Here is a 21,811-nt window from a genome sequence, read left to right as displayed (position 1 = left end):
ATGGCGTCACTCCAGCGGAGGCTCGGCGCTCTTCACGGGAGCGGGCCGCACCATCATCGTGGGCGGGCGTCGACCGGGATCCGTCAGATCCGGAAGCGGCTCGAAACGCGGGGGCGGAGGTTCGACGTCGCCGGTCCGGAGATAGACGGGCGTGGCGCGACCGATCACGGTGTCGGCCGACAGGACACCGAAATAGCGCCCGTCGAGACTGGTCGGGACCGCCGGGTTCATGACGAAGACCTGTCCCGGGCCGAGACGGATGCAGCCACGCCAGACGGGCAACGGACGCCCCCGATGATCGACGGCTCTGGCGTCACCCGCCGCCTTGCCGTCGATGGTGACGTGCAGGCCGAGGCGGCAGACGGTCTGACCGGCGAGCGCTGCCACCGGCTTGAGCAGCGGCACGCCGAAGGGCAGATAGCCACGCGTGGCCAGCAACGTCGCATCGCGCTCGGGCAGATGCAGCGCCACAATGTCGCCGACACGCAGCGCCGGCGTGGGTGTGACCCGATACAACCCCACGGGCACGCTGGCGGTGGCGTTCCATACCCAATGCGGGCTGGGCGAGGCGCCGGTCGTTGCCAGGGTCGCGAGGGCGGCGAAGTAGGTGGTGAAGAACCATGCGCGACGGGTCATGACGCGGCCCTCCGCCAGAGCCACACTTCATGGCGGGCGCGCCCATAGGGCGGCGCGGGCCGACTGGCCCGCAGCCGCGCGTCGAGATCGCGCCAGTAGTCCGGACAGACGGCGCGCGGGTCGAGCCCCTGTCGTTCGATACGTCGGACCGTCTCAAGCACCGTCCGGACAGGAGCGTCACCGGTCTGGCGCAGCAGCCTGTCGGCGGCGCCCGTGATCCAGGGCAGGACGGCGCATGGCTCGCCCGGCGGCATGGCCAGCACGATGTCGATGGACACCGTGACGGCGCCCGTGTCGCTGGCGAGCCAGCGCATCAGGGCGAACACATCGCCTGCGGCGAAACTTACGCGGCGCCTGTGGCGATCAATTCTGACACTGCTCTCGGGGCAGCCGAACCGCCGCCACTGCTCGATGCGGGTCTCGATCCAGACCAGATCGAGCTGCGCGCCGGGAGGGGAGCGAAGATCGTTCATGACGGTTCTCCGACGGGGAAGGGAAGAATGGCGGCAAGGCGATCGCGGGCGCGTTGGGCCATCTCCGGATCGATCTCGCAGCCGATAGTGCGGCGGCCGGCCAGCCGGCAGGCGACACCGGCCGCACCGGACCCGGCGAACCAGTCGCCCACGAGTCCGTCGGGCGGGCAGCTCACCCGCACCAGCAGGTCGAGCAGCGCCACGAGCTTTTCGGTGGGGTGGATGGCGCGGCCGTGGACGTTGCGGAAGCGCTGCACCGAGCGAGCGAGACGCGGGCCGCCGTCGAGACTGCGGTAGGTCGAAGACGGGATCGCGCCGGTATGCGGGGGGCGCTGCTTACGACGCACAACCCGCGCCCGGGCGTCATCCGTTGTCGCGACAGCGTTGTAGACAGCCTGCCAGCGGACGGAGACAGGATAGAACTGCACGACCAGTTCGTGGACACGCCGGAACCGGTCGGCATGGAACACGCTGCCGTTCTGCTTTTCCCAGACGATTTCCTGAGCATGCCGCAGAGCGGCCGCACGGAAATCGCCGCTCGTCGCCATGAAGCTGCGCAGGGAGCCGAACACCCAGAGCGAACCCGAGGGCGTCAGGGCCTGCGCCGCGAGCGGCAGCCACCCCTCAACGCGACGATCCCAGGACAGGGACGTCTCGCCGTAGGGTGGATCTGCGACGATCAGGTCGTACGGTCCATGACAGGGCATGACGTCGCGGCAGTCGCCGCAGAGCAGCGTCATGGCCGTGTCTCCCAGACCGTCGGTCGCCCCGATGCCGTCATCAGGCAAGCTATGCGGGCACGTCGAGCACTGAAAATGTAAACACCGCGTGGAAATCTAGCCTTATCGCGAACGACGCATCGTACGGGCCATGGTGGCACCGCCCCGTTCGTTCCAAACGAGAAACCGCACACGCGCGCGCGCACAGTATTCAAGTACAAAGAGTCTCTATTTAGACTCTTTAGAGAGGTGATTTTTATCATTTATTACAATGCCTTACCGATCGTTTTCGAGAGCGATAGGCGTGGATTCCTGTTGTGATAGGCGTGTGGGGGAGAATTTATCGACAGGGATATCCACGAACTTATCCACAGGAGCGCCAACAACGGGACGGATGCGCACCCGCTCGGGCCAGTTGCCGCCGGACAGTTCGATCCGGTACCCGGGCAAAGCGTGGTTCCGGGCAAGACGACGGAGGAAAGCCGCGAAGGCGGTCAACGTCAGGGTCGTGCCGGTCTTGCTATGGAGATGGGCAATCTCGAAAACCCACCCGCCGGGTTGTCGTCCCGCATGGCGCCGGGCGATCAGATAGAGCAGGCGCTCAAGGCCGCTCGTTAGCGTGAAATAGGCGGGATCGAGAGCAAGCACAGCCCGTGGTGCGAGGATGGCGTCTCGCAGCCAAGGCGCGAGACGGATTTGCACGTAACCCGCGGCAATCTGCCAGTCTTCAATCCACGGCGCACCGTGCTGTTCGTCAGTCCAGGGCGTTTGGCTCATAACAACGCGGGTACGGTTCAGACGCTCAAGCCCATCGGGGAGACGCTCGTAATATCCTCCTGAAACCGCGCGCCCGGGAAAACCAAGGATTTCGTAACGCGTTCCCTGAAGTGCGACCGGAACCGGCGCGCCACAGCGCCTGGCAGCCATCATGGCCGACGCCGCCCAGATCAGGATGTCAGCATCCCAGATCGTTGCGATTGCCATTGGTGACGAGACCAGAACGTGCTGCCCTCCTTGCGCGAAGCGCAACGGTCCACGACGATGGCCTTTTCCCAACGCGAAAAACGCGTTGGACATGAAGAGGCGCGGCATGCAGGGCATCATGACGGCCGCCGCCCGCGCCTAGTGACCCCGGAGCGCATCAGAATGTAATTTTTCGAGAAAATGGACTTCGAGATGCCGTTCTCGACCCAATCCTTGAGGTCGGCGAGCGTATAGGTGACGCGATTGCCGAGCTTGTGAAAGACGGGGCCGCAGCCAAGCGTACGGTAGCGTTCGAGTGTTCTTGGTGAAATGCCGAGCCACTCGGCAGCCTGGGGTGTTCTCAGGTGCCGCGCGGGTTTCGGGCGGGGTCTTTTCTTGACCATTGCTGTTCTCCGCTGAAGGCGAACGAGGCGTAATGCCGCGCACCGGGGCGGAGAGTGGCGGAGAAAGTCGGGAGGGGTGGTGGACGAAAACGGGGGGTGTCCCAAGGAATCGTCCACCCCCCTACCCCGTCGAGCACGCTACAGTGCGGCGAACGCGCAAGCGATATCCGGACGGCCAAACGAAGGTTGGTTCCCGTCAGAACGACGTCATTCTCAACGCGGCACGGCCGCAGATGCTGGCAACGAACGATGACCATGATGCAGCAAGGCCAGATACTCGCCTCCAGCCAAGTGTTCGGCGAGCTTGAGAAGCCGTTCCACCCGGGCACGCTGGTGCACGTCCTTCCAGATAGAGCCGCCCAGTGTCCTGACACCCGTATCCGTCAGCGCGGCAATGTCGCGCACGGTCGCACCCGCGCGTTTTGCCGTCAGCGCCTGTAGGGCATGGGCGAGACGCGTGATCCTGTAGCGGGTGGGACGGAAGGTATTGGGCAGTGGTCCGACCACGCGACCGTAAAGACGTTCGAGAAGCCGACGCAGATGGTAGAGACGGATCCAACACGACGCATCGAGCGGGATGACGACGGCTGCACGCCGGTCGGCGCCATCGGCGACCCAGAGGCGGATCGGGCCGGTTTTGTCGCCAATCACGAGATGCAGTCCGTCATCGCCAAGTGCCGCGTTCAGCTGCGGTGCAAGTTGCAGCGGAAAAAACGAGGAGGCGGTATAAATTTCCGGAGCCGGAATGAGAGCAATAATGGCGGAGAGGACTTCCTGCGCCCACAGTGCGGGCATCGCCCAAGCCGGGATGGCAGGGTCAACAGGGAAATCGCAGACCCCACGGACGCGCGAAGGTTTCAAGAGTTCGCTGTCGGGCCGCCGCGTCAGCCGCCCTCTGCGTCATCAATGCCTCATACCCACGCGCGTAATCCTCGTTGAGGGAGAGAAATTCTTGCGCGAATTCGGGGAGGTCGAGGGAAAGGGCCCTGTCGAGAAATCCGGGCGCATACCAGTGTAGCCGCGTCTCCATTCTGTGGTTTCCTCGCTATTGTTATGTGGTCGGCCCGGCATCGGCATGGAACAGTCCGGAACGCCAGGACATGCATCAGGTCGCACATTATTCGTGTCGATATAAAAATGTTCCGTCATCGTGAGATGATTTAGGCATGAGCCGTACAAATGATGCCGCACCGACTGCGCCCGCACCAATGACGGCCAGTACATGCTGCCAGACCAAGGATACGATCCCCATCTGGGCCACACCGAGCGCCGCGAAATAGCCGGCAATGACCGCGGGGACGCAGAACGCGAGCATGATCCCAAGTCTGGCGAGCGGTTGCCGGCTTGCCGTCAATCCGGTGCGGAACAACCAGAGCACCAGGCTCCCAGCCATGACTCCAAGAAAGACCGACGCCAGCCCCGCTCCGGTGTGGTAGGCCCAGAAGAAGGCCATCAGCCCGGCCATGATGGGCACGACGATCGACACCAGCGTAAAGAAGACCCAGCAGAGCAGTCCGATCCCTACGACCCACGAGATCACCCCGAGCACGATCATCTTCACCTCCGGCAAACAGAACGGGAAATCATAATACGTACTGGTCGGTATTTGCTCCAGAAAAATTGTGATGCGAAGAGGCGGACGCCACCCTCACCACCGGGGATGAAACGAAAAGCCACCCGCGGATCCTACGGGTGGCTGGCCGCGCACCGTGTCATTCGTCACGGCCCGGGTGTAGCGCGGCGGCGGCCAGGGCGCGTGCGAGTTCGCGCTCGATCTTGGCGCGTTCCCGGCGGCTGAGATGAAAGCTGGTGAGTTCGGCCCGCAGCATCTGGATCTGATCGTTCAACGTGGTCATTGTCCTGCTCCCTGTCGTTTGTCGAAGACAGGACGCCGCCCGCATGCACGCGGAAGCCGGGTCGAGGATCGCCGAAGGCGACCGGCTTTCCGGCGAGCGGAGGAGCCGAAATGCGCAGCATTTTGGAGGGACCGCTCGTCCTCGAGGCGGTTTCCGTGGGCATGGTACACTGGGAGGACTGAGTGACAGCCCTTCTTGGCATTCTTCCCAACCGCACGCGGCTGCACGCTGGCCATCATGGCCGCCAACGTGTCTCTTGTGGGCTGAAAGAGGGGCGCCGAAGCCCCGCCCGGGCGGACCCGGGCGGGTGATCGGTGGGAAGGCTCAGTCGCCGTTGCGGCTGGTGCGGGGGCGCGTCCAGATCAGGGTGTGGCTCTCGCCGTCGTCGTCCGCGAACAGGTTGGCGAAGATCGGAGCGGCAAAGGACGGATCGTCCAGTTTCAGGCTGAGGTAATTCCGGCCTTCGTTGGAGCGCCGGGACCAGGCACCACCGAGGTCAATTCGACCCAAGTAGACGCGGTAGTTGGGAGCGTTGTCGTTGGTCCGGTTGGTTTCGGGCACCAGACGGACATTGCGGGCCTGGAGTGCCAGGGTGACGATTTCGCCTTCGAAACCCTCGCCCGCCTTCTTGAAAGAACCGATGTTAGCCATTGTTCTGTCTCCTTGCTGCATCGGGCCGCGACCACCGGGGCCTCGATGGCGATCGACCAGCCGGAGGCGAGCGGCAGAGCATCCCGCAGGGACCGAAGCGCAGCGGAGGACGGCAGGGCCGGAACTTTCTTGTTTTGCGCGAGGAATGACGGCGTAGCCGGCAGGGGAAGAAAATTCCGGAACGCCGTTGCGACCAGCCGATCGAGGCAACGCCGTCCTTCGGCTAGATCAGCCATCCGACAGAGGCCATGGTGTGCAACCCCATCAGCACCGGCGGAGACAGAAATGCGGCACCCGGTCCTGTGGTGGGGGCGGGTGATCAAGGCGAGCGACGCTCCCTACGTGGACGCCGGCGCCTATGTTCTGCTGCACGTCACACATACCGGCCTTGGGCAATGCTCCCGCCCACCGTCTCCCCACGGGCTGGACGATCGGCGGTCCGCCCGTGACGGCATGTCAGCGAGGCGCGGTCATTCCGAGACCGTACGGACAGATCGGTTTACCGACCGATCGTGCCTGACCCCGCGTGACGGACAGAGCACCCCTGCACACGGCGTACCCTGCGCCGAACAACAATGCGCATGGGCCCTTCCCCATCCTACGCCGCTTCGTCAGGCGGGGCTTCGGCCCGGCCGACCCGGCAACAGGGACGGCCATCATCCCACGTTCCGACGCCTCGCCTTCGCGCCGATCGCGCCAATAGGTGTCTGTGCCGGAAATGGGGGGTTGCTGGATATGGATCATCTGAACCTCCATAGTTACCGTCCTCCTCTCGAGGACAGCCCCGGCGTTCAGCCGGCATGAACGCGGTCGATGACGCCTCTGGCTCCGCCATGCGGGACGTGGAGGAACCGAAATGCACAGCATTTTGGAGGAGCCGCGCATCATCGACGGGGGTCGGATGCCGGCTGGCAAGATGGGAGGCCACGAGGAAGGAGCAGTGTTAACGGTTGGATCGGGATCAGTACTCGTCAGACGACGCAGTTGACGCCGCCGCGGAGCGCTCAGTACAGAGAACGCCAACCATCAGAAATGGCGATGACCGATTCGCCGTATATCGCCCGATGACGTGAGGACAGTGCGCACAGCCGCCAGATTGAACCGAGCTTTCGTCGCGTTTTCGGGCGGCGGCGCGAAAGGGCTGATCCATGTCGGCGCCCTCAGGGCGCTCGAAGATCGCAACGTCGTCTTTCAGGGCGTTGCCGGCACGTCGGCCGGGGCGATCGTCGCGGCACTCCGTGCGGCAGGGTTCTCGTCGCGGGAGATTCTCGATCCGGATAGCGGCGTATCCGTCATCGACCGGTTGCACGAGATCGATCCTGGCATAAACAAAGCGACCGATATTTTCGGGCGCGGCGGTTGGGTGAGATTGCGCCTCTTCCGCTGGACCAGTCGCCATATCTCTGCCCTGAAGACGATCGCGGTCGGCGTCGGTGTCGCAGATTTTGCCGGAATACTGGCCGCCGGCGAGAGCCATTCCAGGTGGGCGATCTGCGGTGCCCTTCTGACCTCCGCCCTGCTTGTGTGGGTCGCAAAGCAGAGCGTGCGGTGTCTGATCGGCGGTCTCGCGGACATCAAGGGCTTCCGCGACGCTCTGGCAATACTGCTCCAGCGCCGGATGTTTCCCGATGCCCCGGAACGGGTCGTGACAATGAGTGATTTCGGACGTGATGGCCGTCCGACCCTCAAGGTCGTCGGCGCCAATCTGAGTGAGCGCAAGTTGCACCTGTTCTCACCCGAACGCACCCCGGATATCCCGGTCGCCGATGCTGTCGCGGCGTCGATCTGCCTGCCGGTCATTTTTCGGCCCTGGACAATAGAAACCAGAGAGATCGCCGACGGCGAGACCGTTTCCACAAAAGACATGGTCTTCGTCGACGGCGGAATCGTGTCCAATCTCCCGGCATGGCCGTTCGACGAAGAACGCGAACTCGATCCCGAAGCCCTGACCATTGCCGTTGCCATCGCCGATCTGTCCCGCGCACCTGTCGTCGATCGCTTTAACTGGTTGCCTTCCGCGATCCGCACCGCGCTGTTCGGCTCCGGAGAACTCAATCTGCGAGCCTCCGGCCGGTCCGAACAACTGGAACTCGAGAGCCGCCTCGATCTGCTCGATTTCGACATGACGCTCGACGATGCGCGCCAGGAAGTTCGCGACGGTGAGGCGGCGACAGGCGTATGGCTGGACAAGTGGCTGTTTAAGCGCCCGGACCTTTACCGCACTCTCTGCCTGGAAACTCAGCGACTTGCGGCCGCGATTTTGAGCGACGCACCCGATGATACGCCGGGTCGTATCCGGGTGGCGATCGCTCTACCCGATCGCGACTATCGTCATTCGCTTCGCCTTGAGTTTTCCGTCGGCTACGAGAGGGACCCTGATGAAGGTATGCTGGTTCCGATCGAAGGATCTGTGCTCGGTGCGGCATGGTCGAAAAATGAGTCGCGCTTTGAAGTCGCACCTCTGCCGCCCGATCTCGACCTGCCCGGCGATTCCAACCGGCTACGCCGGAAAATGGTCTGGGCGGACTGGGCGTGGCAGGTCTGCATTCCTATATCAGCGCGTGAGGCAAGCATCCATCTCGCCATTCGCATCGACGGCGATGCCGTGCTCCCGGAGAACGAACTGATCAGCGGCGCGTTCGATATGCTCGAAAAATCTGTCAAAGACCTGTTTGATGAGGTAGTAAGTGAGTTGTCTTAGAGGGGAGGATGACCATGGCTTTGAAAAGCGTCACCTTTAAAGGCTCTCTGACACCCAAGGATGTCGAGCCTAATGACAGGATTCAGCGGGTTCTTGCCAAACATCAGAGTGCCAGGTCGGATCTCGTTAGGGAAGCACGGCAGATAACGGCCGAGCGCCGCCGCGCGCTGGAGAGCATCCGTGACCCCGACCTCCGGCGTAGCGCGGCCCGCTGAGGTCCATATCAAGGACGAGGCCGGCGCTCACGCGCCGCCCCCGAACCGTAGAACCGGGATGCCGAGTTTTTTCGCCTTGTCGGCCAGGTTTTCCTGAATACCGGTGCCGGGGAAGACGATCACACCGACCGGCATGACCTCCAGCATGGCATCGTTGCGCCGGAAGGGCGCGGCCTTGCGATGCTTCGTCCAGTCCGGCTTGAAGGCGATCTGCACGATCTCGCGGTGATCGGCCCAGCGCGAGGCGATAAACTCGGCCCCCTTGGGCGACCCGCCGTGCAGCAGCACCATGTCGGGATGCTTGGCGCGGACCTTGTCGAGCCGATCCCAGATCAGGATATGGTCGTCGAAATCGAGGCCACCAGTGACGACCACCTTGGGACCGGGCGGCACCAGCAATTCGCCCTCGGCGCGGCGGCGGGCGTTGAGGAAGTCGCGGCTGTCGATCATCGACGCCGTCATGGTGCGGCGTGAGACCAGCGAGCCGGTCTTCGGGCGCCATTCGCTCAGGGTCAGGCGTTCGAACTGCTCCTGCGCCTCGTCGCGGAAGATCTCATAGGCGTTGCGACGCTCCAGCAGGGTCAGGCCCTGCGCGGTGAGCCGTTCCAGCTCAACGGAGCGGATCTCGCTGCCATCCTGTTTCTTCTGGCTGGTTTTCTGCGCCTGCTCGTTGCGGTCGAGTTCGCGTTCGACCTGCCCGACCATGCGATGAAAGACGTTGACGCTCGACCAGAGAAGCCCTTCGAGATCGGGCTCCAGCCGTGTGTCGGTCAGGATGGCGGCGATGGCGTCAAAAATATCCGCGACCGCGCCGGCGATGCGCTCCGCCTCGGGGAGCGGTCTCGCGTCCGGTTCGTCTTCGAAGGGACGATAGCCATATATCTGGAGTTCCGCCAGCACATGGGCGGTCGGGGATGCGACATGGTCGGGTTCGAAATCGTCGGTCATGCGGGTCATGGCTCCGTCCTCCGGGATACCGGCCGCGCCCATCGCGGCCTTTCCGGGGGCGGACAGCGGCAGACCAGGGCCGGGCCGGAACCGCGCGTTCGCGCGGCCGAAGCGCAGCGCAGGATGGCAGGACGGCGGCTATTTTGCCTCGCGATGCAAAGCGCAGGCGAAGCCTGCGCGGCGGAAAATAGCCGCCGCCCGCCATTGAAGGCTCGGCCCGGCTGACGCCCGCTCCCCTCCTGAAAGGCCGTCGGCGCGGACAGACTGCCGGGATGAAGATCCTGCGACGGCCCCGACAGACACGAAACCCACCTGCCTCCTTCCCGGCCCGCTTCAGGCGTGTGCCGTGTCCAGAAACCGCGCGACGTCCGAGGGCGCGAGTTGCGGATGCAGGATCGCCCGCAGAGCGGCACGGCCAAGATGACGAAGATCGTCGTTGAAGTCCGCCAGCCTTGGCGACAGGGCAATCAGCTCGATTCCGGCTACGCGGGCGCGCTCCGACAGCGTCTCCAACGCATGATCGCCGGCCGGATCGTCGTCACGTATGACATAGAGACGGCGCAGCAACGGCGGGAAGACCATGGCGGCGAGATGCGTGGCGGACAGACAGGCGGCCAAGGGCAGATCGGGCAGAACCTGCCGGAGCGAGAGGACCGTCTCGATCCCCTCCCCGGCGGCCAGCACGCCAGCTGCCACCCCGAAACGCACGGCATGGCCTAGCAAGCCTCCCAGGGCGCGGCGCGGATGATCGACCGGCGCCTTGCCGTGCCCGTACGGCGCCAGCCAGGTGCGATGCACCCCGGTCAAAGTGCCGTCGAGATCGGTGACGGCGGCGATCAGCGCCGGCCAGGTCTCCGTGGGACCGTCATCGTCCGGGCGATAGTAGCAGGTCGGATGAAAGCGCAACGCCGTGACGCCGGGAAGCCATTTCAGGTCGCGATGCCGCAGATAGGCCGCTGCAAGCGTGCCGGCGAGCGGGCGGGTCATAGACCACAGGCGTCGTGCGGCTTCGGTGTGACCTGCAGGACCCCGGTCGCTCACTGAATGATCGACAGAAGCCATGAACCTCGGTTCCGGAGCCGGCAGGCTGAGGAACGCCCGAGCTTCGTAAGCGACGTCGCGGAAGTCGAACAGGCCACAGCTTTCGCGGATCAGATCGAGCAGGTCGCCATATTCGCCCGATTGCGCATCCGTCCACCGGCCAGCGGCTCCCCGTCCCTCCGATGGACCATGCAGGCGGACATAAAGCGACCGGCCCGGCGTATTGCGGACATCGCCCACCAGCCAGTAATTGCCGTGCCGCCTTCCAGCAGAAAGGTAATGACGACAGACAGCCACGGCGTTTTCGGCCAGGCGCCGGGACAGATCGCCGGCGTCGTCTCGATCATGCCCGGTCATGTCACCCTCCCGGCAGGCTTGATACCGCCATAATCTGTCGCTAACGGCGGTGCGGACGGGCTCCGGCCCCCATCGAAAAGGAACCGCAGATGAAGATTACCGAACTGGTCGATCATATCTCCAGCGCCGCTAACCTCTCCAAGGCCGACGCCCGAAAGGCCATCGACGCCCTGGTCGCCGCCGTGGCCGGCGCCGCCAAGGCGGGCGACGAGGTGACGATTCCGGAGTTGGGCAAATTCAAGACCAAGGACGTTCCGGCCCGCGAAGGCCGCAATCCGGCCACGGGGGCGACGATCACCATCGCCGCGTCGCGCAAGCTGACCTTCACGCCGGCGAAGGCACTGAAGGACAGCCTGAACGGCTGATCGCCAGACGAAGAAAAGGCGGCGGAACAATCCCGCCGCCTCCCGAATGACCCGCCCCCGTGCCAATAGCACCTGTCTCATCCAACCTTCTCCATCAGCTGCCGGGCCTTGCCTTCCAGGTCGAGACGGGCGTCCTGATTAGGTTTCGTGCGCGCCAGCGCGGTGATGCCCTGTACGAAATCATAGATCGTCTCGGGCTTCCTCTGCTCCTCCCGAAGCACCGTTTCGATGATTTTCGCGGTTTCAGGCTTTGAAAAACCACGGCGCCGCAGAAAGCTCTCGCGATCGTCGTCATCCCGCGCGACAATCGTCTTGCGCGCCGCCTGGATACCGGAAATGAAAGACGACGGGCTGGCATTGGCGAAGTTCCGTAGGGCGGGTGCGGCCTGATGCACGAAGCGCGACGGTGCGAACTTGCTGTGCCGGATCGTGATCTGTTCGAAATTCTGGCGCCCCCAGATCATACGATTCTGACACACTCCCCGCAGATAGAACGACGCGATACCGAGGCTTTTACTGCCGACCTCCGAATTCCACACGTAGAATCCACGGAAATACAGATCGGGCTCTCCGCTCGGCAACCGTCCCGCTTCGATCGGATGGGTATCGTCAGTGAGAAAGACGAAGACATCCCGATCCGATGCATAAAGCGTCGTCGTTTCCCTGGTGATGTCGACATGGGGATTATGCACCATGCTGGACCAGTCGATGCAGCCGGGCACCTTCCATGCGGTATCCCCGGTACCATCACCTGCGATTTTACGGATCGCCGCAACCACCTCGTGATCGAGCACGCGACCGTAATCCGGACCGGTCACCGCACGCAGCTCTATGCGGTCATTGTCGGTTTCGTAGGTTTTGACCAATTCGGCGCGATGGGACAGCAATCCGTGCTGCAGATTGATCGCCGCCAGCGGGGCAGGCAGCGAACGCAGATAGGACGACGGCGCCCCGACCAGGCTCGACAGCTGACCGAAGGACCAGTGCGTCGGCGCGACGGGGGCCGACTGCCCCGGCACGGTCAGGGTCAGGCGTTCGGCGTTGTCGCGACTGGCCTCGACACGGATGGCACGGCTTTCCACCGTACGGGCGGTGGCGCGTTCCGCACGGGCCAGCGTCGCGGCGTGCAGATCGGCCAGGGACAGGTAGCGCTCATCGTCGGGCCGGGAAAACCACTCCGAGGACACGCGCGCATCGCGCGCCCCCCGGGACGGATCGACGCGGAATCCCGCAGCGGGACGGACGGACGACAGGGTGCTGGACATGGAAACTCTCCTTTTCGCCGGACATTCGGCATAAAAGGCGAAGCCGCCCTCTCCCTCCTTCAGGGCCAGCCCGACACGAAAAAAGGCGGCTTCCGGGAACCGGAAGCCGCCTCGAAACACCATGATCAGCTTTACGACAATGGGCTCTATGATCCCCTGTTCTCACCGGCGAATCGGGCATGTCTGTGAGGCGGGGCGGCACGCGCGATAGTCGCCGGCTCAAGATCGGCCAAGAACAGTCCGAGTAGTTCCTCGTACGTGGAGACCCAGAGCAGGTCAGTCGCCGCCGCCTGTGTGGCTCGAGACGGTCTGAACAGGATACCCCGGTCGACCGCGCGTAAGAGGGTTAGGTCGTTGAACGCGTCACCGGCGGCAAAGGTCCTCGCGGCATGACGACCCCAGGCGGACATCGCCTCATGCTTGCCCCGGAGTTCGTTCCAGAAATCAAATCCGACTATACGGGCCCGGTCATCCAGCAGAAAACTGTGGCAGAAGACACCGTCGGGCCGGAGTTCCCTGATATAAGGTTCGTTCATTGGCCGGAACGAGTCGGTGACCAATATGACGGTCATCTCGCGAGCAAGACACCTCACGAAATCGACCGCGCCGTCGAAAAGGGGGAGCGCCGCGATCGCCTCCTGAATGGCCGACATGGATATCCCATGCGCGTTCAGGGCTTCGACCCGCCGCGTCATCAGGTGCCGGTAATCCGGTTCCTCGCGCGTCGTGGCCATCAATGCGTCGAGGCCGAATTTCTTGCCGAGATAAGGCCACATTTCAGGGGCGAGCACGCCCTCAAGATCGAGAAAGACCGTTTTGTCCTGTTTCATGAGTGCGCCCCCCCATGATCGAAGAAGCCGAGGGTCAGACCGATACAGACGAGAAACACACCGATGACACGATTGAACATTCCGGCCCGGGCAAGGATCCAACGACGGGTCGCACTCTGTGACAGCACATAGGAGACAGCGACGAACCAGGCCAGATGACAAAGCGAGATCATCATGCCACACAGCAGCGCGTAGCTGACCGGTGACGCAGGCCCGATGACCTGCGTGTAGAGGCTTATGACGAAGACGGCCGTCTTCGGGTTGAGCGCATTGGTGAGGAAACCGTCGAGAAAGGAACGCGAAGGCGGCATCAATGAGACACGCTCCTCGGCCTCCTCGATCGCGGACCCGGACAGGATGGTCCGGATTCCAACATAGAGCAGGTAAGCCGCGCCGGCGTAACGCACATAGAGAAGCAGATCAGGCAGGATCACCTGCATTGAGGACAGGAGAAAGACCGCGTAAAAAACGTGGGTCCAACATGATGCCGCTATGCCCAGTGCCGAAAGAATGCCTGCCTGTCGGCCATAAAGATAGCTGTTGCGCGAGACCATTGCGAAATCCGCACCCGGACTTATCACAGCCAGCATGGTCACGCCGAAGACGAGAGCGATCTGGTTCACGGACATGTCTCCTCTACGGTAAAGCCTCTTACCGCGCGGAACGTGATGACGAGCACATCGCGATATGCCACCTGGTTTCCGTCTCTCGGAAATACCGGGCTGACGCCATGGACGACCTTTTCGTCATCCACGAGGGCAATATCGAAACGTTCCTGGAGCGTGAAATCCGCAAGAGGAACGCCCGCGCGGGAATAGATGGTTGTCTCCCCGCCAGTGACATTCTGACGATCGATCAGTACCATCAGTACAAAGGAGACCCCGTCCCGGTGAGCACCCTCCGGGGTGGGTTTGCCTCCGTGTTCGATGGCTTCAATTCGGAACTGGTGGACTTCGACGAACCAGGATGCCGCCGGATCAACGCCAGAGAAAACCGTCGCAGCAAAACGAAGAAGAGTATTGAGCACGACCCCATTGGCAATCGTGTCAGGGATTGGCTCAAAATGTCGCTCTACCCCGCCATTGAGATGGTTATAGTTGACCGTCTGATAATGCGGCCTGTGCGACAGTCTCTGAATTCGATGATCGTTCGATACATGATATGTGGCATGTCGACGGCGACGATAAACGCCGCGATCACCCATATAGGTATCGACTGGCATGTCGTTCCATGAATCACAGAAGTCATTGAGACGAGCAGCGCTGCACTCCGAAGCAGATTGAAACACCTCTTTCAGTATGTGTCCGTCAGACATGAAATAACTTTGTGACCTGATGGCGTCGCGAATAGGCTTCAAGGAGTTTTCGATGGTGCGGCGATCATCGGGACTATCGGCGAGTATTGGTAACGACATGATTATGTCCACAACAGTTTCTGCCAGTGCCGCATTCGCGACAATTCCGCAAATGACACGGTGTGGCGGGGCAAAAAATCGATTTGTTCTGACGCTCATTCGTGAGGTAATCTCACATGTCCATGCTGCGACGCGGAGATGAAGAAAGCATGCGTATTCCTGTCCGCCTTCCCTCGCTCAACGCATTGCGCGCTTTCGAAGCGGCAGCCCGGCATGACACGCTGCAAGCGGCCGCGGACGAACTGCACGTCACCCACGGAGCCGTCAGCCGGCAGATCAGACAACTCGAGGACGAACTGGGCGAAGAGCTGTTTACGCGTCGTGCGCGTACCAACCTTCTGAACGACCGTGGCCGCGCACTTGCGACAAAGCTCCATGAGGTCTTTCAGGATCTCGCACAGGCACTGGAGGACTTTCATCGCGATGGCATTGTTCCGCCGTTGTCGATCTCATGTGAGCCGACGCTGTGTCTGAAAATGCTGATACCGACACTTGGCGACCTTAAGCGCGATACCGGCCTGGATGTGAAGGTCTTTGCCGCCGGGGGACCGATCGATTTCGAGAAGGACCGGATTGATCTCGCTATTCGCCGGGAAGATTTTCGGGTCGATCAGGATTTGCACATTTATCCAATCTGCGACGAGGCGACCGGACCAGTGGTGGCACCCGCGTTGGTCGCGGACGGAAAGGCAGACACCCTCTTCAGAAGCGTTCAGCTGCACACGATGACGCGTCCCGACGCGTGGAAACAATGGCTGAGTCTTTCGGGTATAAAACGCACACGTACTCCCAAACTCACGTTTGAGCATTTTTACCTGGCGCTTCAGGCCGCGCAGGCCGGACAGGGTGCGGCGCTTGCGTCAGTATTCATGGCGGCCGGGGATATCGAGGCAGGGCTCCTCTTGGCGCCCCGCCGGTTTGCGCGCGACGGAACACGCTATATCTGCCTGTCGGCGGCCAATATCGCACAGGATGACCGAAAACGGACATTCTGCACGTGGCTTGCTGAGCGGATGAATCGCACCCTCGAAAAATTTGTGGATCGTGAGCCCGTCACCGAGCCGTGATGTGGAATACGAGACAATCAAAAATGCGCCTTCCGTCGACCGGAAGTCACGTTCGTGCAAGAAACGTCGATGATTTTCTATGCGGCAATTTTCGGACTCAGGAACACGTCGAAGCGTGGCGTAACCTATTCCATCATCGTCTTCCGGGAGGGATATATCGGCGGCTGCAACGCTGGCCCGGACCTTATAGCCGCCGCCCCGCCTCCCTGGCCATATGGGTTTTGTTGCGATCGACGATCATCTCGGCGGCTTCCGGGAACCGGAAGCCGCCGTGCGGTAAAGATCCATCATTCCGCCGCGATGGTGTTGGGCGTATCCACCGGTCCGGAGACCATCTCGCCGTCACCATCAGATGCAATCGGCCCTTTGGTCCGCAACGCCTCGGGGAGCCAACCGGAGCCGTCCAGCACCTGTTCGGCCTCGCGCGCCATATCGCCCTTCTTGAGATGTGCAATCCGGGCAGCGGCCGCGTCGCCGCGCGCCTCACGCACCGCCTCGAGAATCTGGACCTTGGTCACCCGGCCGAGATAATTCTCGACCGTCGGCTGCCAGCCCGCGTCGACCAGATCGAGCCTCAAAGCGCTCGCCAGCCGATCGGCACGTGCCAGCCTGTCGCTGATGCCGCGTTGGGACACCGCACCATAGGACGGCATGCGCTCATATTGCGCATTGATGCCGAACGACAGGCAATGCGCCAGCAGCGCCATGCGACTGGTCTCGTCCAGCCGGTCCAGCCAATGCCATAGGTCCGCGTCGTCCTGGGGCAGATCGTGTTTCCAGCCCTCGTTGCGCTGACGCAGCGCGTGGGCCGGCGCGCCACCCGGCATGTCGGGCGCATGGACCGGGAGCGGGATCTCCCGGACATAGGCTTCCAGACAGTCCGTGCCCGCGCTCTGCCAAAACAGGTCGCGGACCAGCGTATGCAGCAACTCGGTGAGCGCCACGTGCGGATTGGCCGCGAACGCGTCCCGCAAGGCGAGCGTGCGCCAAGCCGTCAGTTCGGTCAGCAGGCGGTCGGACAACGGTTTGCCGGTCTCCTCGTCTTCTTCCGCCTCCCGTTCCGCGACGGAGATGGAGACATCATCCGCGTCACGCTCGGAACGCGCTTCACACGCCGCGGGATCATCGACATGATCCAGGCCGTCGTCGTCGCCGGCATCGTCCTCGACCACCGGCATGTCCTCGGCGCGGACGAAACCGCGCTCGATCAGCAGGCTTCCATCGGTGTCGAGACTGACGAAGACGCCGGCACGCGCCATATCCGACGCCGCGTAGGCCAGCGGGCGTTCTTCAAGCGCCTCGATCGCCTGTTCGATCTCGCCGAGCCGCGCATCGATCGCCTCGGGCAGTTCGTCGGCTTCGGCATACTCCGCCTCGACCATTTCCCGTTCGGCACGCAGCGCATGAAGGCTGGCCGCGTCGTCTTCCGAAAGCAAGACCGTTGTCCCCTCGATTTCGTGGAAATCACGGGTATGGCCCCACGGGAATGACCGTGCCGCCTCGACCCACTTCCATCCCTCGGCACGGATCTCCTCGGCGGTGGCGTTCAGCTTGTCGATGACCAGCCGGTCGACCAGCGTGGGATCGTCCAGCCAGCCGCCATCGTCGGCCTCGAATAGATCGCGCATGACGTGACCGCCGGCTGCCACGTAGGCGTCGAGACCGATAAAGCGGACCCGGGCATCCGACGCCCGAACGGCTTTCTCCGTCAGCATCCGGCGGATCAGATAGGGCTCGCGATTATGGCTCTGGAAGATGATGTCCCAGACCTGTGCCTGACGCTCGTGATCGTCGCTGATCGAAAAGGCGATCAGCTGTTCCAGGCGCATGCCGTCTTCCTCATAGACGGACAGGAGGGCGTCGGAGACGGTCATCAGCCGCAGTCGCTGTTTGACAACCGTGACCGGCACGAAGAACGCGGCGGCGACTTCCTCCTCGGACAGGCCCTTTTCCAGTAAACTCCGAAAAGCCCGGAATTGATCCAGAGGATGGAGCGGCGCGCGCTGCGTGTTCTCGGCCAGAGAGTCATCCTCGGCCAGGATCGGTGATCCGGCCGCGCGCACGACGCAGGGGATCGGCGCGGTCTTGTTCAGCTTTTTCTGCCGCACCAGCAACTCGAGGGCGCGAAAACGACGTCCGCCTGCCGGCACCTCGAACAGGCCGGTCTCGATCCCCCCATCGTCAAGAACAGGACGGACGTTCAGACCTTGCAGCAATCCGCGACGCTCGATGTCCGCCGCCAGTTCCTCGATCGACTGCCCGGCCTTGATGCGGCGGACGTTGGACTGGGACAGAACCAGCTTATTGAACGGGATATCCCGTGATGAACTGAGACTGATTTTCTGAATGGCGCTTGCCATGGCAGGAAACTCCACGACGGACGGCTGGAAGACCCTCTCCCCGCCTCGAAATCCGTCACAGAACCCCTCCCTTCCCTCTTCCTCCCACGGCGCTCTCATACTGAGCGGCCTTACGCCGGAAGGCAGCCTCACTGTCACGCTCACTGAACCTATGCGATCGTCAATCGGCGCAACAACCGCGCTGGGGACCGGACGGCGCAGTGCAATCGATTATCTGCCCGGACGCGACGGCGGATGGACGAGGCTCCATCGACTTGTCATGATTATGAGGAGACATCTGCATATCCAACCGTCTCAAGACTGAATGGGCTGACAATGAGTGACATGCAATCGGTATCGGCGAGCGACCCGTTGTCTACAAAGGACCTGCCCCTGAAGCTGACAGCCTTGATCGTTTCTGCGTATGTTGGCCGCAATGCAGTCCAGCCCGATACGGTGCCGACCCTGATCCGGGCTGTATATGGGACACTCAGTTCAATAGGCCAGCCTACCGACATTGCGGATACCGAAGCACGAACACCCGCGGTACCGGTCAAACGGTCGGTCTTTCCTGACTACATCGTCTGCCTCGAAGACGGCAAGAAGCTCAAAATGCTCCGGCGCCATCTCAGCAGCGCTTATGGCATGACACCGGCGCAATATCGGGAACGCTGGCGACTGCCCAGCAATTACCCGATGGTGGCGCCAAATTATGCGACGCGCCAGTCAGAACTGGCGCGCGCAAGTGGTCTCGGTCGTAAGACAGGCGAAGACAGTGCGGGCGCGGTGTCGGCGGGGGCACCGGAAATTCCTGCTCCGGTGGAGAGTGTGTCCGCGCAGGAGGATACGCCCCGCATAACAGTGCTTCCCGAGCGCAAGAGAGGCCGCCGGAAGGCTCCGGTCTGAACGGGAGACCCAAGGTGCCGGGCATAGATCATGCCCGGCGTGTGGAATGAACCCTGCTATGCTTCGACACTGATGTAGCCCGGGAGTGCCTCGACTCTTCCCAGCCATTGGCGAAGAGCGGGATAAGCATCGAGTGAAATCCCGCCTTCCGGCGCCAGAGCCAGATAGGGATAGGCGGCGCAATCGGCCAAGGTCGGCCCGTCGCCTGCGAGCCACGCATGATCGGCAAGATACCGATCGATGACGGTTAACGTCCGCGCGCTGGCTGTCGTTACGTCATCATATCGTAAGGGATAGTCAAATTTCCTGATCAAGCGTGCATCGGCTGGACCGTGCTGGATTTCGTTGACACTGACCGAGAGCCACGCGACGACGCGAGCGCGGGCGCCGGGATCTGCCGGCCACCACTCCGTCGTGCCGTGCTTTTCCGCGAGGTAGACCAGGATCGCCTGGGAGTCCCAGATGACGGTCTCGCCATCTTGCAGCACCGGAACTTGCTGCCATGGGTTGAGGGCGCTGAATTGAGGCGTCTTGTGTGCACCTGCGGCGAGATCGACGTTACGGACATCGAGTGAAATTCCCGTCAGGGCGGCAAACAGGCGGACTTTGTAACAATTCCCTGATGGGGGGCAATTGTAAAGAACTGGTGATGACATGACCGGTCGTTCCTTTTCTCTCTCCGGCCGGAGAGGCGGCGACGCATCTTCGGCATTTTCGATAGGAAGTCAAAACAAGATCGATGTTCGACGTCAGGAAGGACCAGTTCGTACTTTATATTTCAGACACGGGTGGCCGCACATTCCAGACATCGGTAACCACCGCCCTTCCCTGGCGTCGGGCGGGTGATAACGTGTTTGCGAGAGGCATAGCCACGCCCTGCCTATTTCCAGCGTTGAACAGCCAAAGCGGTTCACCGCATGGACCATAGGTCCAGGTGTTGTATTCGGCAGGCCACCCGACATAGGAGGCCGCCTCGTCGCAAAAGGCGTTATCACGCGCCGATAGGTACCGTAGCGAAAATGGGCGCGTCGGAAAAGCCGGAAGGTGACATTAGAACGGGCCTGCGCTTTCGCTCGGTGCCACACGGGCCGAACCGGTCCCATTCCGCATCTGCCGCGGTCGGGTCCGCGGCGATAAGGGTCCTGACCAGCCTCTGACCAGGCGAGGGAACGAAGCGCGGCCGTCCGGGGATACCGGCGTCTGCCGCCGGATCCGTTCCGGGGGCGGTAGCGAGAGGGGTCTACTTCTGTGGCGCCGGATCTTCCGGAGTCGCCCTGGCAACGATGGTCAGCGTCCCGTCGGGCAACGGGCGCTGCAAGCGCAGGGCATCGTCGATCGGTGCCGTCATCCAGCGGTCGATCTCCCCCTGGCTGGTCAGGATCACCGGCATGGCCTTGGGAAGAATGGCTCCGACTTCGTGATTCGCCTGAGTCGTGAGAAAGCCGAACAGGTCATCGGTCGTCACTCCGTCCTTGGCCTTGCGCACGGACGTCCACCGGCACCAGATACCGGCAAAGAAAGCGAGCGGACGGGTCTCGCCGAACGCGAACCAGGCCGGTGGCCGGGAACCGTCCGGCCGCGGTTCGGGCTCGGCGAAGCTGGTAAAGGGCACGACGCAGCGATGCGCGACATCGAGCCACGGCCGCCAATACGGCGACTGCGGATTGCGGATGTTGGTCACGCCCCGATCCACCGTCTTGCCGGCGAGATAGCGGGGCGGCGTCGGCATCCCCCAGCGCGCCATCATCAGTTCGCGCTCCTCCGCCGAATTGCGGACGATCGGCGCCATCATGTTGGGATAGACACCGGGCAATGGCGGCAGATTACCGGTGCGGTCGACCATAACCTTTGCAAGGTCGCGGATCGCCTGCTGGTTGGTGGTCATCGAAAACAGATTGCACACGGGTCGCTCTTTCTCCTCCCTTGTCTCGCCCGTGATGGCTATGCCCGCGAAATCCAGCCGACGAAGCTCAGCCAAAGGCCTAACAGAAGCACGATCGCGGCGGCGATCAGCAGCAGCGGGGGCGTTTCCACGACCGCGGCCGTCAAGGCGGCGCCGAGGCTCGGCACGACCATGAGCGTCGCGCCCTTGAGCGTGATGACAATGCCGATCAGAGAGATCGCAATCGCGCTCGGGCTCTTCCACCGAAGATGGAGCGCGATGATGGCGAGGCCCGCCATTAGGGTGAACGCGCCGGTGGCCAGCACCAGCGGGCCGTTCTGCATGAAGACCGGCAGCAGCATGGGCAATGTGCCCAGGCGGGCGAACAACGCGATAGCGAGAACGACGAGATAGGGCCCGATGATACGGGCCAGGGTTTGCGTCCGGACCGCGGGAAGATCGTCGGGCATCGGTATCTCCGTACATGCGGCAATGGCAGGAACGCATGGGGCGAAGGCAAGGAACACTTTATTTTTCGTGAAGTTGCGCCATCCTGACTGGCCTTTCGTGGTCGGGGACTCGGGCGGTCGGTCGGTCCCCGCTCTGGCGCGATGCATGACGGCCTGACTTCGCGCCGCGTTCAAGCCGTCGAGAGGGGCCGCTCTCATGATGCGGATGTAACCCCCTGTCGTGCAATGGAATCACGCCGTCGCCGCCACGATGTCGATCCCGGCCTGTCCACTTGGGGCGACCCCCGCACGTCCGATGCGGCGTTGACT

Annotated in this window: 24 protein-coding genes; 4 read left to right on the top strand and 20 right to left on the bottom strand. The window is 62.7% G+C overall.

The features are described 5' to 3' along the window. Positions 1-6: 6 nt before the first annotated feature. The 10 genes from HLH48_RS10955 to HLH48_RS10915 form a co-directional block, all read right to left on the bottom strand. Entirely contained in the window at positions 7-636 is a 630-nt protein-coding gene (locus tag HLH48_RS10955; RefSeq protein ID WP_182997541.1) for a S26 family signal peptidase, read from the bottom strand. Further along, positions 633-1,109, bottom strand: a complete 477-nt coding sequence (locus tag HLH48_RS10950; RefSeq protein WP_182997540.1) for a DUF2840 domain-containing protein — start codon at positions 1,107-1,109, stop codon at positions 633-635. Before HLH48_RS10950 ends, HLH48_RS10955 begins: the two co-directional genes overlap by 4 nt. Beyond that, entirely contained in the window at positions 1,106-1,849 is a 744-nt protein-coding gene (locus tag HLH48_RS10945; protein ID WP_182997539.1) for a DNA-methyltransferase, read from the bottom strand. The genes HLH48_RS10950 and HLH48_RS10945 overlap by 4 nt, the downstream gene beginning before the upstream one ends. A 255-nt stretch (positions 1,850-2,104) precedes the next feature. Beyond that, positions 2,105-2,920, bottom strand: coding sequence for a replication initiator protein A (locus tag HLH48_RS10940; RefSeq protein WP_182997538.1), 816 nt, complete (start codon positions 2,918-2,920; stop codon positions 2,105-2,107). A gap of 8 nt (positions 2,921-2,928) precedes the next feature. Continuing rightward, the gene (locus HLH48_RS10935) at positions 2,929-3,195 is read right to left on the bottom strand and encodes a helix-turn-helix transcriptional regulator (protein WP_182997537.1); all 267 of its coding nucleotides are present in this window, start codon (positions 3,193-3,195) and stop codon (positions 2,929-2,931) included. Between the two features lie 213 nt (positions 3,196-3,408). Further along, positions 3,409-3,990, bottom strand: coding sequence for a DUF2285 domain-containing protein (locus HLH48_RS10930; RefSeq protein WP_182997536.1), 582 nt, complete (start codon positions 3,988-3,990; stop codon positions 3,409-3,411). A gap of 22 nt (positions 3,991-4,012) precedes the next feature. Continuing rightward, positions 4,013-4,225 carry a transcriptional regulator domain-containing protein gene (locus HLH48_RS22940; RefSeq protein ID WP_220795080.1) on the bottom strand — a complete coding sequence of 71 codons (213 nt, stop codon included), beginning with the start codon at positions 4,223-4,225 and terminating at the stop codon, positions 4,013-4,015. Between the two features lie 87 nt (positions 4,226-4,312). Then, entirely contained in the window at positions 4,313-4,750 is a 438-nt protein-coding gene (locus tag HLH48_RS10925) for a hypothetical protein (RefSeq protein ID WP_182997535.1), read from the bottom strand. A gap of 157 nt (positions 4,751-4,907) precedes the next feature. Continuing rightward, positions 4,908-5,051 carry a hypothetical protein gene (locus tag HLH48_RS10920; RefSeq protein WP_182997534.1) on the bottom strand — a complete coding sequence of 48 codons (144 nt, stop codon included), beginning with the start codon at positions 5,049-5,051 and terminating at the stop codon, positions 4,908-4,910. Positions 5,052-5,375: 324 nt separating this feature from the next. Beyond that, on the bottom strand, positions 5,376-5,702 hold the full coding sequence (locus tag HLH48_RS10915) for a DUF736 domain-containing protein (protein WP_182997533.1): 327 nt from the start codon (positions 5,700-5,702) through the stop codon (positions 5,376-5,378). A 1,078-nt stretch (positions 5,703-6,780) separates the two neighbouring features. Between HLH48_RS10915 and HLH48_RS10910 the strand changes: the two genes are divergently transcribed. Further along, the gene (locus tag HLH48_RS10910; RefSeq protein WP_182997532.1) at positions 6,781-8,403 is read left to right on the top strand and encodes a patatin-like phospholipase family protein; all 1,623 of its coding nucleotides are present in this window, start codon (positions 6,781-6,783) and stop codon (positions 8,401-8,403) included. A 242-nt stretch (positions 8,404-8,645) separates the two neighbouring features. Here the strand turns inward: HLH48_RS10910 and HLH48_RS10905 are convergent, their stop codons facing one another. Both HLH48_RS10905 and HLH48_RS10900 read right to left on the bottom strand, forming a co-directional pair. After that, the gene (locus tag HLH48_RS10905) at positions 8,646-9,575 is read right to left on the bottom strand and encodes a DUF2493 domain-containing protein (protein ID WP_182997531.1); all 930 of its coding nucleotides are present in this window, start codon (positions 9,573-9,575) and stop codon (positions 8,646-8,648) included. A 324-nt stretch (positions 9,576-9,899) separates the two neighbouring features. After that, positions 9,900-10,964 (bottom strand): DUF7146 domain-containing protein, encoded by a 1,065-nt coding sequence (locus HLH48_RS10900; protein WP_182997530.1) that lies wholly within the window; start codon positions 10,962-10,964, stop codon positions 9,900-9,902. Between the two features lie 71 nt (positions 10,965-11,035). On the opposite strand from HLH48_RS10900, the gene HLH48_RS10895 reads away from it, so the two are divergent. Beyond that, positions 11,036-11,329, top strand: a complete 294-nt coding sequence (locus HLH48_RS10895) for an HU family DNA-binding protein (protein ID WP_264812240.1) — start codon at positions 11,036-11,038, stop codon at positions 11,327-11,329. 77 nt (positions 11,330-11,406) lie between these two features. On the opposite strand, the gene HLH48_RS10890 is transcribed toward HLH48_RS10895, so the two are convergent. The 4 genes from HLH48_RS10890 to HLH48_RS10875 form a co-directional block, all read right to left on the bottom strand. Beyond that, a complete protein-coding gene (locus HLH48_RS10890) occupies positions 11,407-12,594 on the bottom strand; it encodes a DUF932 domain-containing protein (RefSeq protein ID WP_182997528.1) in 1,188 nt (395 codons plus the stop codon). A gap of 146 nt (positions 12,595-12,740) precedes the next feature. Continuing rightward, positions 12,741-13,424, bottom strand: a complete 684-nt coding sequence (gene thrH, locus HLH48_RS10885) for a bifunctional phosphoserine phosphatase/homoserine phosphotransferase ThrH (protein ID WP_182997527.1) — start codon at positions 13,422-13,424, stop codon at positions 12,741-12,743. After that, positions 13,421-14,047 (bottom strand): LysE family translocator, encoded by a 627-nt coding sequence (locus HLH48_RS10880; RefSeq protein WP_182997526.1) that lies wholly within the window; start codon positions 14,045-14,047, stop codon positions 13,421-13,423. The genes thrH and HLH48_RS10880 overlap by 4 nt, the downstream gene beginning before the upstream one ends. Continuing rightward, positions 14,044-14,937, bottom strand: a complete 894-nt coding sequence (locus HLH48_RS10875) for a 2OG-Fe dioxygenase family protein (protein ID WP_182997525.1) — start codon at positions 14,935-14,937, stop codon at positions 14,044-14,046. Before HLH48_RS10875 ends, HLH48_RS10880 begins: the two co-directional genes overlap by 4 nt. Positions 14,938-14,954: 17 nt before the next feature. Here HLH48_RS10875 and HLH48_RS10870 point away from each other — a divergent pair, with 17 nt between their 5' ends. Continuing rightward, positions 14,955-15,905, top strand: coding sequence for a LysR family transcriptional regulator (locus HLH48_RS10870; protein WP_246387235.1), 951 nt, complete (start codon positions 14,955-14,957; stop codon positions 15,903-15,905). 287 nt (positions 15,906-16,192) lie between these two features. On the opposite strand, the gene HLH48_RS10865 is transcribed toward HLH48_RS10870, so the two are convergent. After that, positions 16,193-18,265, bottom strand: coding sequence for a ParB/RepB/Spo0J family partition protein (locus HLH48_RS10865; RefSeq protein WP_182997524.1), 2,073 nt, complete (start codon positions 18,263-18,265; stop codon positions 16,193-16,195). A gap of 315 nt (positions 18,266-18,580) precedes the next feature. On the opposite strand from HLH48_RS10865, the gene HLH48_RS10860 reads away from it, so the two are divergent. Next, positions 18,581-19,150: a MucR family transcriptional regulator gene (locus tag HLH48_RS10860; protein WP_246387233.1), complete on the top strand. Its 570-nt coding sequence runs from the start codon at positions 18,581-18,583 to the stop codon at positions 19,148-19,150. Positions 19,151-19,206: 56 nt separating this feature from the next. On the opposite strand, the gene HLH48_RS10855 is transcribed toward HLH48_RS10860, so the two are convergent. The 3 genes from HLH48_RS10855 to HLH48_RS10845 form a co-directional block, all read right to left on the bottom strand. After that, positions 19,207-19,806 (bottom strand): glutathione S-transferase family protein, encoded by a 600-nt coding sequence (locus tag HLH48_RS10855; protein WP_182997523.1) that lies wholly within the window; start codon positions 19,804-19,806, stop codon positions 19,207-19,209. A 584-nt stretch (positions 19,807-20,390) separates the two neighbouring features. After that, positions 20,391-21,053: an SOS response-associated peptidase family protein gene (locus HLH48_RS10850; protein ID WP_182997522.1), complete on the bottom strand. Its 663-nt coding sequence runs from the start codon at positions 21,051-21,053 to the stop codon at positions 20,391-20,393. A gap of 38 nt (positions 21,054-21,091) precedes the next feature. Beyond that, positions 21,092-21,502 carry a hypothetical protein gene (locus HLH48_RS10845; protein ID WP_182997521.1) on the bottom strand — a complete coding sequence of 137 codons (411 nt, stop codon included), beginning with the start codon at positions 21,500-21,502 and terminating at the stop codon, positions 21,092-21,094. Between the last annotated feature and the right edge of the window lie 309 nt (positions 21,503-21,811).

The organism is Gluconacetobacter sacchari, from assembly GCF_014174255.1.
GTDB lineage: Bacteria > Pseudomonadota > Alphaproteobacteria > Acetobacterales > Acetobacteraceae > Gluconacetobacter > Gluconacetobacter sacchari.
Note: the sequence above shows the minus strand (reverse complement) of the source record. Positions and strands in the feature narration are given on the sequence as shown.